The organism is Nonomuraea montanisoli (assembly GCF_013363975.1).
GTDB lineage: Bacteria > Actinomycetota > Actinomycetes > Streptosporangiales > Streptosporangiaceae > Nonomuraea > Nonomuraea montanisoli.
Window position 1 is genome coordinate 301,928 of record NZ_JABWGN010000008.1, and the last position, 13,358, is coordinate 315,285.

The window sequence follows — 13,358 nt, forward strand, 5'->3', positions numbered from 1 at the left end:
TCCCGCCCCGGCGCGGAGACCTCACCCGGCGCGGGCGAGGCCCAGCAACGCGGCGGCGGACGGGGCCGACGGGAGGGCGCGGGCCGCCGCCAGCAGCTCCTCCACCGCCTCCGCCCGCAGCGCCCGTCCCGCGTTCGAACGGAACTTGACCTCCAGCTCCTCCCGCGTCAGCGGCCGCTCCGGCCCGCCCCGCGAGGAGTCCACCCGGTGCTCCCGCGTGGAGCCGTCGCGCAGCCGTACCCGGAGCACCGCCGCGAACGCCCGCGGGAACAGCTCCGAGGCCCGCTCGTCCGCCACGCACCGCACCCGCACCGCCAGCGCGAGCGCGTCCTCGTCGAGGGCGGCGAAGTCGTCCAGGTCCAGCCCGAGCCCGCCGCCGCCGAGCAGCGCGGCGGCCACGACGTACGGGCCGGAGAACTTCGCGTGGTACGGCGAGCGCGGCCGGGCCTTCTCCTGCGGCGGCTCGGCGATGGTGGCCAGCACCGGGGCCGCCACCCCCAGCTCGGCCTCCGCGACGCTCTCCGGCGCGAGCCCGCCGGCCCGCAGTGCCAGCGCGCAGTCCACGGCCGGATGGGTGAAATGGTTGGCCGGATACGGCTTGTACACCGTGCGCGGCAGCTCCCACCGCTCGCCGAGGCCCGACAGCAGCGCCTCGGCGTCGTACCGGCCGTCCAGCCACGCCCGGAAGAACCCGAACCGTCCCTCCAGCACGGTCGGCGGCCCGGTCACGCCTTCGAGCGCGAGCACCGCGGCCGACACCCCGGCGTGCGCCGCCCACCCGCAGTGGGCCCGTTTGACCGTGCCACCCGTCCGGTTGGCCTCGATGAGCCCGGACCCCATGCTGGCCGCCACCCCGGCCGCGTGCGCCACCCCCTCGGCCGGCAGCCCGAACAGCAGCCCAGCGGCCACGGCCGCCCCCAGCGTGCCGCAGATCGACGTGGCGTGCTGGCCCCGCTCGAAGAACAGCGAGGTGCGGGTCTCCGGCAGGTACGAGGCCATGCCGAGGCGCGCGCACACCTCGATCCCGGCGGCCACGGCGTCGACCAGCTCGGAGCCGGTGGCGCCCGCGGCCTCGGCGGCGGCCAGCGCGGCCGGCACCACGGACGCGCTCGGGTGCAGCACCGACGGCAGGTGCGTGTCGTCGTAGTCGAGGGCGTGCGCCAGCGTGCCGTTGACCAGCGCCGCCGACGGGGCGGGCAGCCGGTCGCCGGCGCCGATCGCGGTCGCCTCCCCGGCGCCGCTCCACCGGCGCGCCGCCCGCAGCACCGCCGGTCCCGCGTCGGCCGCCGGGTCCGCGTACGCGGCCAGGCAGTTGCCGAGGACGTCCAGCACCCGTCCCGTCACGTCGTCGCGCACCGCGTCCGGCGCGCCCCGGTCCCGGCAGTCCGCCGCGAAGGCCGCCAGCCGCTCCATGTACGTCGTCACCACACCGCCTCCCGGCCGTACATCAGCCCTCGGACGCACCGAGGCCCTCGGAGCCGCCGAGGACGGCGAGCGGCCGGACGGGCGCCCCCGTGGCTCCCACGATCGGCAGCGGGTTGAGCACGAGCAGGAACTCGCGCGCCCCCGAGTCCAGCAGCTCGTCCAGCCGCATGGTCTCCACGATGTTGACGCCCGACTCCACCAGCATGATCCGGTGGACCGGCAGCGTGGCGTGCCCGCGGCCCGGCGGCACGTGCTCGAAGGCGATGGTCTCGCCGCCGACCACCCGCGGCCGGCGCGCGGCCAGCCAGCGCGCCGCGTCCACCCCCGGCCCCGGCGCGCCGCCCCGCGCCCCCGCGAAGTCCACCTCCTGGGAGGCGGCGGCCCAGTGCCGTGACCAGCCCGTCCCGACCAGCACGGCGTCCCCCTCGCGGAGCTCCAGCCCGGCCGCGGCGCGTTCCAGGTCGTCCACCGTGACCTCGTACCCGGGCGGCAGCGCCGCGACCCCGTGCACCGCCGCGACGTCGAGCAGCACGCACCGCCCCACGTACGGCTCGAACGCGTCGATGCCCAGCTCGGCGAACCCGTCCTGGGACATGACCTCGGCCGCGGGCCGCCCGCCGTGCAGCAGGCCGTCCTGCGAGACGTGCGCGAGCGCGTCCACGTGGGTGCCGACGTGGGCGCCCGTCACGATGATCTCGTTGGCGGCCGAGCCGCCGCCGGGCCGGACGAGGTCGCCGTGCCGGCGCTCCAGCGTCATCCGGAACGGCGGATGGTTCGGGGACTGCGGCATGCCCTTGCGCATCGGCTGCGCGAGGTCGAGCACGCGCGCCCCTTCCAGGGCCTTCCACAGCGGCATTCGCGGCTCCACCAGGTCGTCGTCAGCGGCGGGGAGGGTCGATGCGGGCGCCGTCCAACGTGAAGATCATCAGGCGGGAGGTGTCCACGCCGACCTTGGCGGCGTCGCCCGCGCGCCAGGCCGGTCGCCCGCCGACGCGGACGATGAGGTCGGCGCGCCGGTGGTGGCCGCTGCCGAGGTGCTGCCCGGTCTGCTCCTGGTCCTGGCGTTCCTCCTCGTGCCCGAACATCCGCTTGACGAACGCGCCGATCCGGCCGGAGCCGTTCTGGCGGCCGTTCGCGCGCGCCCTCGGGTCCGGCGGCTCGGGCACCGGGACGGCGGGGGCGCCGCACTCGATGTAGGCGAGCCACTCGTGGCCGTGGTACTCCAGCGCCCGCACCCGCCCGAAGAACGACGGGCCGTCGTACGACTCGGGCACCGGCGCGAGGCCGTCGGGACGCATGCCGACCAGCACCTGTCCGCCGGTGTGCTGGGAGATGGCGTACGCCCTGGGATCGCTCCAGGGGATGATCAGCCGGTGCGGCCCGAAGTCGAGCATGACGTACTGGTTCTGCGGGGTCCGGACCGTCGCGGCCAGCAGGTTGAGCTGCTGGGAATTGAGGAACGCCGCCACGAACGCCGTCGCCGGGTCGTTGTAGATCTGCGAGGGGGTGCCGACGTCCTGCAGGACCCCGCGGTTCATGATGGCGATGCGGTCGGCCAGCGTCAGCGCCTCGACCTGGTCGTGGGTGACGTAGATGGTGGTGACGCCGAGCGATCTGACCAGCGCCGAGATCTCCATGCGCAGTTCGGTGCGCATGCCCGCGTCGAGGTTCGACAGGGGCTCGTCCATGAGGAACAGCTTGGGCTGGCGGACGATGGCCCGGCCCATCGCGACCCGCTGGCGCTGGCCGCCGGACAGGGTGCCGGGCCGGCGGTCGAGGGTCTCGTCGATGTGCAGCGCCTTGGACAGCTCGGTGACGCGCTGCCGGACGAGCTCGGGGTCGGTCTTGGAGATCTCCAGCGGGAACGAGATGTTGCCGCGGACCGTGCGGTGGGGGTAAAGGGCGCCGTTCTGGAACACCATGGCCACGTCGCGCTCGCGCGGGGCGAGGTGGTTGGCGAGCTGGCCGTCGAGCCACAGGTCGCCCTGGGTGATCTCCTCAAGTCCCGCGATCATCCGTAACAACGTGGACTTGCCGCACCCGGAAGGCCCGAGCAGGACGAGGAACTCGCCGTTTTCGGCCCGCAAGCTCAATCGGTCCACCGCCAGATGGTCGCCGGGGTAAACCTTGGTCACTTTGTCGAGAACGACCGAGCTCATGGGCCCACACCTTGCGCACGTGTCACCTGTGACGGGGCTGATGGAAGAGGTAGTACATCGCGCCTTTACCGTGATGTCCACCCTTGGCATCAAACATCTCTCATAATCGTGATTTCGTGCTGTGCTTTCGGCGCGCCCAGCCTGGAGCTCCATTCCTGCTCGTAGCCGGAAAGTCTGGAAGTGCTTGCGGAAATTTGCGGCAAGCCTTTCAAGGCAGGGGCGTGCCGGAGGTAAAGTGGCTGCCATGAACGGTCACGCCCGCCTCGCCGACATCGCCGCCCAGGCCGGCGTGAGCGAGGCCACGGTCAGCCGGGTGCTCAACGGCAAGCCGGGTGTCTCGGCCGCCACCCGCCAGGCCGTGATGACGGCGCTCGACCTCATGGGCTACGAGCGCCCGCCCCGGCTGCGGCAGCGCAGCAACGGCCTGGTCGGCCTGGTCACGCCCGAGCTGGACAACCCGATCTTCCCCGCGTTCGCCCAGGCCGTGGAGAAGGCGCTCACCCAGCACGGCTACACGCCCGTGCTGTGCACGCAGCTCCCCGGCGGGGCGCCCGAGGACGAGTTCACCGAGCTGCTGGTCGACCGGGGCGTGAGCGGCATCGTGTTCGTGTCCGGGCTGCACGCCGACACCACCGCCCGCATGGACCGCTACACCCGGCTCACCGACCGGGGCCTGCCGATCGTGCTGGTCGACGGCTACAGCGAGCGCATCGAGGCCCCGTTCATCTCGCCCGACGACCGGCTGGCCGCGCGCCTGGCCGTGCAGCACCTCGTCGACCTCGGGCACGAGCGGATCGGGCTGGCCCTCGGGCCGCGCCGGTTCGTGCCCGTGATCCGCAAGATCGAGGGCTTCCGCCAGGCCATGGCCCAGCTCCTCGGCGCGACCGGGGTCGACGACCTCATCGCCGACTCGCTGTTCTCCGTCGAGGGCGGGCAGGCCGCGGCCACCCAGCTTCTCGCGCGCGGCTGCACCGGCATCGTGTGCGCCAGCGACCTCATGGCCCTCGGCGCGATCCGCGCCTGCCGCGAGAAGGGGCTGGCCGTGCCGGGCGAGGTGTCGGTGGTCGGGTTCGACGACTCGCCGCTCATCGCGTTCACCGACCCGCCGCTCACCACCGTGCGCAAGCCCATCGGCGCGATGGCCTCGGCGGCCGTGCAGACGCTGCTCGAAGAGGTGAACGGCGCGCCGGCCAAGCACGTCGAGCTGATCTTCCGTCCCGAGCTGGTGGTGCGCGGCTCCACCGGCTCCGGTCCCCTGGTCAACCGGTGACGAGTCCCGCCCCGGGCGGGTCCGAGGAGGTCCCGCCGATGGTTCATGACGTGCTCGTGCTGGGCGGCTCCGGCGTGGACGCCACCGTCTACGTCCCCGAGCTGCCCCTGCCGTACGCCGACACGTACGGCGTGCCGCCCATCCAGGAGCGCGTCGGCAACACCGGCGCCGGCGTGGCGCTCGGCTGCGCCGCGCTCGGCCTGTCGGTGGCCTTCGCCGACCTCGTCGGCGACGACCCGCAGGGCGCGATCATCCGCGCGGCGCTGAGCGGCGTCGACGCCCGCTGGGGCCGGGCCGCGGCCGGCACCCGGCGCAGCGTCCTGCTCGTCGGGCCCGACGGCCGCCGCACGTCGCTGCACGACCCGCGCGACACGCCGGGCGAGCGCCTGCCCCGCGAGCTGTACACCGGCGTGCGCGCCCGCCACGCGCACGTCTCGATCACCGGCTACTGCCGCGACGTGTACGACGACCTCGACGGCATCCCGACCTCCACCGACCTGCACGACTGGGACGGCGCCAACGACCACCACCGCGCCTTCGCCTACCGCTCGGGCCTGGTGTTCCTGTCGGCCGCCGCGCTGGACTCGCCCGAGCGGGTGATGCGCCACATCCTCGACCGGGGCCGCGCGGAGGCGGTCGTCTGCACGCGCGGCGCCGAGGGCTGCCTCGTGCTGCCGCGCGGCGGCGACCTGCGCGCCTTCCCCGCCGCCCCGCTGCCCGGGCCGGTCGCCGACACCAACGGCGCCGGCGACGCGTTCGTCTCCGGCTTCCTGTACGGCCGGCTGCGCGGGCGGCCGCTGGAGGAGTGCGTGCGGCTCGGCGCGCTGGCCGGGGCCCACGCCTGCACGGTGGCCGGCACCCACGAGGCGCCGATCACCGAGGCCGCCCTGCTCGCCCGCCACGACCGGATCGCGGCGGGCGCCTGACGCCCCGGCGGCGGCGAGGAGCCTGACGGCGCGCCTCAGCCCGCCCGGCTGAGGCGGCGACGGCGCGGCTCAGGCCGGGCGGCTGAGGCGGCCGACGCGCGGCTCAGGCCGGGCGGCTGAGGCGGCCGACGCGCGGCTCAGGCCGGGCGGCTGCCGGCGTGGGTCAGGCCAGGGTGAGGCGGCGGACTCCCGCCATGGTGGGGGTCGGGATGAACTTCACCGGGTCCTCCGGGTCGGTGCGCAGCGGGTCGAACCGGTCGAGCAGGATGTTCAGCGCGACCCGCCCCTCCAGCCGGGCCAGCGGAGCGCCCAGGCAGAAGTGGATGCCGCGGCCGAAGGCCAGGTGCGGGTTGGGGTCACGGCCGGGGGTGAAGGCGCCGGGGTCGGCGAACTGCCGGGGATCGCGGTTGGCCACCCCGAGCCAGACCATGACCATCTGGTCGGCCGGGATGCTCACGCCGCCCAGCTGGGCCTCGCGCATGGTGGAGCGGCCGAGCGCGGCGAACGGGGTGAACAGGCGCAGCGACTCCTCGATGGCGGCGGGCACCAGGGCGCGGTCCGCCCGCACCTTCTCCTGCTGCTCGGGGAAGGCGTCCAGGCAGAGCACCGTGTTGCCGAGCAGCATCGTCGTGGTGATGTGCCCGGCCAGCAGCAGGACGATCGCGAAGTTGACCACCTGCTGGTCGGGCAGGCGCTCGCCGTCCACCTCGGCCTCGACCAGCCGGGTGAGCAGGTCGGCCCGCGGCTGGCGCCGGCGCTCCGCCGCGTGGCCGGCGAGGTAGGCGCTCATCTCCTTCCACGGCTTGAGCGTGGCCTGGATGTCCCTGTCCTGTTCCTCGGACGGCTCGTTGAGCGAGACCTTGGCGTCGCGCTGGAACAGCGCGTCGGCCCACTGCTTGAACAGGCCGCGGTCGCTGGAGGGCACCCCCAGCAGCTCGGCGATCACGATGACCGGCAGCGGGTAGGCCAGGTCGGTCACCAGCTCCAGCCCGCCGCGCTCACGCGCCGCGTCGAGCAGCTCGTGGGTGATGGCGGCGATCCTCGGCTCCAGGTCGGCGACGACCTTGCGGGTGAAGGCGCTGGTGACCAGCTTGCGCAGCTTGCCGTGCTCCGGGGGGTCGATCTGGGTGATGAAGCCCTCCAGCGAGAACTCGCCCTCCGGGATCATGCCCTTGGGGACCACGCGCATGGTGTCGGAGGAGAACGTCGCGGGGTCGCCGAGGACCTGCTGGGCCTCCGGGTAGCCGTAGACGTTCCAGATGCCGGTGGCGGAGTCGAACTCCACCGGCGGGCCCGACCGCGATCCGCGCAGCCAGAAGAACTGTTCGGGGATGTCGTACCGTTCGACGATGTCGGTCATCGCCTCTCCTTTTCGGTTCCCGAAAGACAGGCCCGTCAGAACGTGAACCGGAATTCCCGGTAGGCGTTCCGCAGCGCGGGCACGGCGTGAATGAGCCGGTAGAGGGCGCGGTAGCGCCGTACCGGGATCCTGCGGTGGTGCGTGGTGAAGGGGGTCGCGTCGGCGCAGGTGAGACCGGGGATCCAGCGCTCGATCTCCCGCGCGTCGCGCGGAGCCCAGCGGAAGTCCTCGGCCACGCGGGCGACCCAGGGGGCCGACGCGTCGAAGACCAGCTCGCCGCCCGCGGTGAAGTGACCGGTCAGCCGCGCCAGCAGCGTGCGCACCTCGTCCGCGGTCAGGTAGGGCAGCACCCCCTCCGCGACGACCAGGACGGGGCGGTCGGCGGGGATGGCCTCCAGCCAGCCGTCGTCCGTCACCGACGCGCCGACCATCGTGTACCGGCCGCGTTCGGGGTAGATCCGCCGGCGCAGCTCGATGACGTGGGGAACGTCCACGTCGAACCAGCGCAGCTTGCCCAGCGGGTCGAGCCGGAGCATGCGGCTGTCCATGCCGCAGCCGAGCTGGAGCACGACGGCGTTCGGATGCCGGGCGAGGAACGCGCGGCTCCAGTCGTCGAGCTGTCTGGCCCGCAACGCCACCAGGAACTGGTTGCTCGCCGGCCGGATGCGCCGCCGCAGCGCGGCGAAGTCGTAGTCGATGCGCTCGACGGCCCCGGCCGCGTAGCGGTCACCGAGGATCGGCTCGGGTAATCGGCTCTCCCACGCCCGCAGGTACAGGGTGGCCAGCAGCGTCCAGGTCACCCCCTCGCCGGCGACCTTCCTGACATCGACCTTCGCCCCGTTCATGCGTCGCTCCGATCGTCATCGATCCAGGTCCTCCCGGGAGTCGCGCCAGCGCCGGAGCATGTCGTCCGCGTCGCGCTCGGTCCAGGCGAAGAAGTCGCGGGTCTCCTCCAGCCGCGCCCGCTGCTCCGGCCGGTCGCCGCCGACGGCCGCCAGGCCGAGGTCGAGCGTCTCGACGGCCTGGCGCAGCGCGGCGAACTGGACCTTCATGACGTGCTCCCAGCCGCCGGCGGCGACCTGGTAGCGGTGCTCGCGGCTCGCCGTGGGGACGCGCTCGATCATGCCGGTCAGCTCGAGCTGCCTGGCCACCGTGCTGACGGCCGTCTTGCTCACGCCGAGGCGCGCGGCCAGCTCGGTGAGCGACTGGTGCGGCGGATCGCAGACCATCAGCCACGCGTACATGCGCCCCATCGTGCGGGTGCCCCCGAAGCGCTCCATGACCAGCCCCATCCGGTCTACGAACTCGCCCTCCCGTGGATCCATCATGCCACCTCCGCCAACTACGTCAAGTACGTACTTGATGAAGTATACGAGCACCTTCCGTGATCGTCTCCTCCCTCGGCGTACCGGGTGCCCGAGGCCGAGGCGGGGCGGTCAGCGCGCGTCGTAGGTGTCGCGGGCGGCGATGACCTGCTCGATGTTGGACTCCGCCCAGTCCTTGATGGCCCGCATGACGGGCAGCAGGCTGCGGCCCAGCGGGGTCAGCTCGTAGTCGACCCGTACCGGCACCGACGGCGTCACGGAGCGCGAGACCAGCCCGTCGCGCTCCAGGGCGCGCAGCGTCTGGGTGAGCATCTTCTGGCTGACCCCGGCGACCGTGCGGGACAGGTCGCTGTAGCGGCGGGGGCCGTCGGCCAGCGCGTTGAGCAGCAGGCTGACCCACTTGTCGCTGATCCGGTCGAGGAGCTGCCGGGCCGGGCACTCCTGCAGGTAGGCGTCGTAGGCGGCGCGCGCCTCCTCGCGCCGATCGGCGGCCGTACGCGTGGTCATGGGTCTCCTGTTCGCCGCACGTCTGCGTCTGTTACGCACTCTCAGGTACGTACTTCCTCGCGGAGAGTACCTCTCCTACGGTAAGGCTCGGCGGCGAGGACGCCACCACCTGAGCGAGAGGGAGAAGATCATGCGTGCTGTCGTCATCCGCGGCTTCGGCGGCCCCGAGGCGCTGGAGATCGCCGACGTGCCCGTGCCGTCCGCGGGACAGGGCCAGGCGCGGATCAGGGTCGAGGCCGCGGCCGTCAACCCCGTGGACCTGGCCACCCGCTCCGGCGCCCTGACCGAGGCGGGGCTGCTGCCCGCCCGCGACCTGATCGGCATCGGCTGGGACGTGGCGGGGACCGTCGAGGAGACCGGCCCCGGCGTCGCCGGGCTCGCGGTGGGCGACCGCGTGGTGGGGCTGTCCGACCGGCTCGACGTGCCGCTCGGGACACATGCCGACCAGGTCGTGCTCGACGCGGACGCGGTGACCCGCGCGCCGTCCGGAGTGGGGGCGGTGGAGGCGGCGACGCTGCCGCTGAACGGGCTGACCGCCGTCCAGGCTCTCGACCGGCTCGGCCTGCGTCCCGGCGAGACCCTGCTGGTGACGGGCGCGGCCGGCGCGGTGGGCGGCTACGCCGTCCAGCTCGCCGTGGCCCGGGGGCTGCGGGTCGTGGCGGTGGCCGGGGCCGCGGACGAGGCGCTGGTCCGGGAGCTGGGCGCGGAGCTGTTCGTGCCCCGTACGGCCCGCCTCGGGGAGGCCGTGCGGGCGCTGGTGCCGGGCGGCGTCCACGGCGCCCTGGACGCCGCCGTGACGGGCGCGGCGGCCCTGGACGCGGTGCGGAACGGCGGCTCCTTCGCCGCCGTGGTGGCGGGCGGCGAACCGCTGCCGCTGCGGGGGACGCGCGTGTTCACGCACTGGATCAGCGCGGACGGGGCACGGCTGGCCGACCTCGTGACGCTGGTCGAACAGGGCGAGCTCACCCTCAGGGTCGCCGGCACGCTGCCGCTGGAGGAGGTCGCCGAGGCGCACCGCCGCCTGGCCAAGGGCGGCCTGCGCGGCCGGCTCGTCCTCGTCCCGTGACGACGCCTCCGGCCTCCGGGGGAGTGGCGAGGTCAGTCTTCCGGGGCTGTGGCGGGGTCGGTCCGCCGGGGCTGTGGCGGGGTCAGTCCTCCAGGGCGACGCGGACGCCGTGGCTCAGGCCGGAGTCGTGCAGCTCCAGCTCCGCCGGCCGGGCCTGCTTCGGCAGCTCGAACACCAGCGACCCGCTGAACGACTGGCCCGGCCCGATGCGCATCGGCGTGATCTCCTTGCCCGCCTCGTCGAGCAGCCGCGTGGCCGCGTGCGGGACGTCGTCCTCGTCGCACAGCTTCTGCTGGCCCGGGTAGAGGACGCGTCCCTCCTTGCCGATGTTGTCCACCGCCAGCGACACCGTGCAGGTGCGCTGCGCGGCGGACTTGGCCGGTTTGGGGCAGGTGGTGCCGGTCACCGCGAACCGCAGCCGGCCGTCCTGGGCCGGACGTTCCGCGCCGACGGCCGCGGGGGAGCGGCCGAGCCAGGCGACCAGCGCCACCAGCAGGACGAGCAGCACCACGGCGATCACCACGGCCGTCAGGCAGCCGGTGAACGTGGCCCGGCGCGCCCCGCCGGGCGGCGGCATCGTGGGGGGCGGCAGTGGCCCCTGGCCCGTGAGCCGCGACGAGGGCCCCCGGCCGGGCAACGGCCCCTGCGCGGTGCGCGCGTGCGCCGACGGCCCGGGCGCCGAGGGGGCGTGCGGGCCATGCGCCGCGGGGCCGTGCGAGGACGGGTTGTGGGACGTGGGGCCCTGCGGCGGCGGCCCCTGGGTGCCCGGGGCCGGCCGGCTCGGGAGGGGGCCCTGGCCGGTGTGGTGGTGGGGCGGCTGCTGAAGGTGTCCGGGCGGCACGGGACCTTGCGGCGGCGGGCCGGCCGGGGGCAGGGGGATGCCCGTGAGCGACGGGCCGTCCGCGGGCGGACCGGCCGCGGGCGGACCGGCCGACGGCAGGCGCATGCCCGTCAGCGACGGGCCGTCCGCGGACGGGGCCGGGCCCGGATGACCGGGCGGGGCCTGGTGGGACGGCGGCGAGGCGGGCGGCCCCTGGTGAGCGCCGGGGCCGGCCTGGTGCGGCGCGGCCGGGTGCCCGGACGGCGAGCCGGGCCCCTGAGGCCCTGCGGTATGACCGGACTGTGGCCCCGGAGGCATGGAAGGAGCCGCGTGCGGCCCGGGCACAGATCCGGGGGACACGGGAGGAGCCACGTGCGGCCCGGGGGATGCGGAGGGTGCGGACGGGGCGACGTGCGGTCCGGGGGAGGCGGGAGGAGCCGCGTGCGGTCCGGGTTGAGGTCCCGCGGACGGCTGCGGCTGCGATCCGGGCGCGGGTCCTGGGGGTGCGGAGTGGGACGACTGGGGAGCCGGGGGTGCCGCCGCCGGACCGTGAGGCGCCGCGGCAGGAGGCATCTGCGGACCGGGAGGCGGCTGCGGGCCGGGGGACGGCTGCGGGCCGGGGGACGGCTGGGGGCCCGGGAGGGGCGGGCCGGGGTGGCCCGGAGCGTTCGCGGGCGCGCCGGCCAGCGGTGGGAACTCCGCCGGGTCCCACGTGTTCGTGAGATGGCGGGTGGCCGCGAGCTGCGCAGCCGGCTCGTCCGCCGCCCCCACCAGCTCCAGCAGCAACTGCCGGGCCGCCGGGCGGCGCGCCGGGTCGGGGTGGATGGCCGCCGCCACCAGCCGGTCGAGCGGCGCGGGCAGCCCCCGCAGGTCGGGCGGCGCGGTGCGGGCGCGGGCGGCCATGACGTACGCGTCGCCCTCGCCGAACGGATGCCCGCCGAGCCCCGCGTACGCGATGAGCGACCCCCACGCGAACACGTCGCCCGCCGGGCTCGTCTTGCCCTCGAAGACCTGCTCCGGAGCGATCCAGCCGGGCGTGCCCATGACCATCCCGGCGTTGGTGTGGCGGGAGGACAGGTGGGCCGAGCGGGCCAGCCCGAAGTCGATCACCCGGGGCCCGGCCAGCGTCAGCATCACGTTCGCCGGCTTGAGGTCGCGGTGGACCAGGCCCGCCGCGTGGATGGCGGTCAGCGCCGCCGCGACGCCCACGGCCGCCGAGTGCAGCACGGACGGCGACAGCGCGCCGTGCTCGATCAGGTGGTCCTCGAGGGAGATGCCGTCGATGTACTCGGTGACGAGGTAGAGGACGCCGCCGTCCTCGCCGTGGTCGAGCACCCGGGCGGTGCAGAACGAGGCGACCTTGCGCGCGTTGGACACCTCTTCGTGGAAGCGCGCCCGGTAGACGGGGTCGGCGGCGTAGTCGCGGCGGATCGCCTTGAGCGCCACCCGTGGACCGTCGGCGGCCCTGGCCAGGTAGACCGTGCCCATCCCGCCCGACCCCAGCCGGCCGTACAGCTCGTAGGGGCCGATCGACTGGGGGTCCTCGGGTGTCAGCGGAGTGCCCGCGGAGCGGCCCTGCAGCCCCAACGTCGCTGTCCTCTCGCCGTCGTCATCCCGCCGCCTGAACCGGCCGGGCCTTGGCCCGGCATGCCCTTTTCCACCCCAGACTCTAACGGTAAACGGCACCCTGCGGTGGCGACCCGGCCCGCTCGGCCTGGCTCGGCCCCGCAGGGTCTCGTACGGGTGAGGCGCGGGGTCAGCGCAGGGCGGCGGCCTCGGCGGCGAGGGCCTCCACGCGGGCCCAGTCGCCCGCCGCGAGCGCGTCGGCCGGGGTGAGCCACGTCCCGCCCACGCAGCCGACGTTGGGCAGCGCGAGGTAGTCCGCCGCCGTGTCCGGCCGGATCCCGCCGGTCGGGCAGAACCGCACGTCCGGCAGCGGCCCCGCCAGCGACTTCAGGTACGGCCTGCCGCCCGCCGCCTCGGCCGGGAAGAACTTCAGCTCCTTCAGCCCCCGCTCGGCCAGCGCCATGACCTCCGACGCCGTGGCCGCGCCGGCCAGGAACGGCGCGCCGCCCGCCAGCATCGCGTCCACCAGCGACGGCGTGGCGCCGGGCGACACCAGGAACGACGCGCCCGCCTTGAGCGACGCCTCGACGTCGGCGCCCGTGCGCACCGTGCCCGCGCCCACCACGGCGCCGGGCACCTCGGCGGCGATCCGGCCGATCGCCTCCAGCGCCACGCTCGTACGGAGCGTCACCTCGATGACCGGCAGGCCGCCGGACACCAGCGCCCGCGCCATCGGCACGGCGGTCTCCACATCCTCGATCACCACGACCGGGATCACGGGGGCGAGGTCGAGCAGGCTCGTCATCTGCGGTTCTTCTCCTTGCCGGCCCTCGGGGCCGTCGTCCTTCTCGTCGTCCTTCTCGTCGGCCTCAAGGGCCGTTCCACGTCTTCACGTCATGGGCCGGGGCGTCATGGGCCGGGGCCGCGCGCCGCC

12 protein-coding genes are annotated in these 13,358 nt (G+C 74.8%); 3 read left to right on the forward strand and 9 right to left on the reverse strand.

The genetic code is table 11. The features are described 5' to 3' along the window. Nucleotides 1–21 precede the first annotated feature (21 nt). Genes HTZ77_RS22215 through HTZ77_RS22225 form a run of 3 tightly spaced genes read right to left on the reverse strand, consistent with a single transcriptional unit; the run spans nt 22 to nt 3,584 of the window. On the reverse strand, nt 22–1,428 hold the full coding sequence (locus HTZ77_RS22215; RefSeq protein ID WP_328808698.1) for an MmgE/PrpD family protein: 1,407 nt from the start codon (nt 1,426–1,428) through the stop codon (nt 22–24). Nucleotides 1,429–1,447: 19 nt separating this feature from the next. After that, nucleotides 1,448–2,281 (reverse strand): cyclase family protein, encoded by an 834-nt coding sequence (locus HTZ77_RS22220; protein ID WP_175591572.1) that lies wholly within the window; start codon nt 2,279–2,281, stop codon nt 1,448–1,450. 22 nt (nt 2,282–2,303) lie between these two features. After that, nucleotides 2,304–3,584, reverse strand: coding sequence for an ABC transporter ATP-binding protein (locus HTZ77_RS22225; RefSeq protein ID WP_175591573.1), 1,281 nt, complete (start codon nt 3,582–3,584; stop codon nt 2,304–2,306). A gap of 244 nt (nt 3,585–3,828) precedes the next feature. On the opposite strand from HTZ77_RS22225, the gene HTZ77_RS22230 reads away from it, so the two are divergent. Both HTZ77_RS22230 and HTZ77_RS22235 read left to right on the forward strand, forming a co-directional pair. Then, complete coding sequence (locus HTZ77_RS22230; protein WP_175591574.1) at nt 3,829–4,854, forward strand: LacI family DNA-binding transcriptional regulator; 1,026 nt, start codon at nt 3,829–3,831, stop codon at nt 4,852–4,854. A gap of 38 nt (nt 4,855–4,892) precedes the next feature. After that, the gene (locus tag HTZ77_RS22235; protein WP_175591575.1) at nt 4,893–5,780 is read left to right on the forward strand and encodes a carbohydrate kinase family protein; all 888 of its coding nucleotides are present in this window, start codon (nt 4,893–4,895) and stop codon (nt 5,778–5,780) included. 163 nt (nt 5,781–5,943) lie between these two features. Here HTZ77_RS22235 and HTZ77_RS22240 read toward each other — a convergent pair whose 3' ends face one another. The 4 genes from HTZ77_RS22240 to HTZ77_RS22255 form a co-directional block, all read right to left on the reverse strand. Beyond that, nucleotides 5,944–7,140, reverse strand: a complete 1,197-nt coding sequence (locus HTZ77_RS22240) for a cytochrome P450 (protein WP_175591576.1) — start codon at nt 7,138–7,140, stop codon at nt 5,944–5,946. Between the two features lie 35 nt (nt 7,141–7,175). Continuing rightward, complete coding sequence (locus HTZ77_RS22245) at nt 7,176–7,985, reverse strand: class I SAM-dependent methyltransferase (protein WP_175591577.1); 810 nt, start codon at nt 7,983–7,985, stop codon at nt 7,176–7,178. Nucleotides 7,986–8,000: 15 nt separating this feature from the next. Further along, the gene (locus tag HTZ77_RS22250; protein WP_205303027.1) at nt 8,001–8,468 is read right to left on the reverse strand and encodes a GbsR/MarR family transcriptional regulator; all 468 of its coding nucleotides are present in this window, start codon (nt 8,466–8,468) and stop codon (nt 8,001–8,003) included. A 108-nt stretch (nt 8,469–8,576) separates the two neighbouring features. Then, entirely contained in the window at nt 8,577–8,972 is a 396-nt protein-coding gene (locus HTZ77_RS22255; protein WP_175591578.1) for a winged helix-turn-helix transcriptional regulator, read from the reverse strand. A 130-nt stretch (nt 8,973–9,102) separates the two neighbouring features. Between HTZ77_RS22255 and HTZ77_RS22260 the strand changes: the two genes are divergently transcribed. Continuing rightward, the gene (locus HTZ77_RS22260; protein WP_175591579.1) at nt 9,103–10,038 is read left to right on the forward strand and encodes an NADP-dependent oxidoreductase; all 936 of its coding nucleotides are present in this window, start codon (nt 9,103–9,105) and stop codon (nt 10,036–10,038) included. Between the two features lie 82 nt (nt 10,039–10,120). On the opposite strand, the gene HTZ77_RS22265 is transcribed toward HTZ77_RS22260, so the two are convergent. Further along, the gene (locus tag HTZ77_RS22265; RefSeq protein ID WP_175591580.1) at nt 10,121–12,445 is read right to left on the reverse strand and encodes a serine/threonine-protein kinase; all 2,325 of its coding nucleotides are present in this window, start codon (nt 12,443–12,445) and stop codon (nt 10,121–10,123) included. 169 nt (nt 12,446–12,614) lie between these two features. After that, on the reverse strand, nt 12,615–13,229 hold the full coding sequence (gene eda / locus HTZ77_RS22270; RefSeq protein ID WP_175591581.1) for a bifunctional 4-hydroxy-2-oxoglutarate aldolase/2-dehydro-3-deoxy-phosphogluconate aldolase: 615 nt from the start codon (nt 13,227–13,229) through the stop codon (nt 12,615–12,617). Nucleotides 13,230–13,358: the final 129 nt, after the last annotated feature.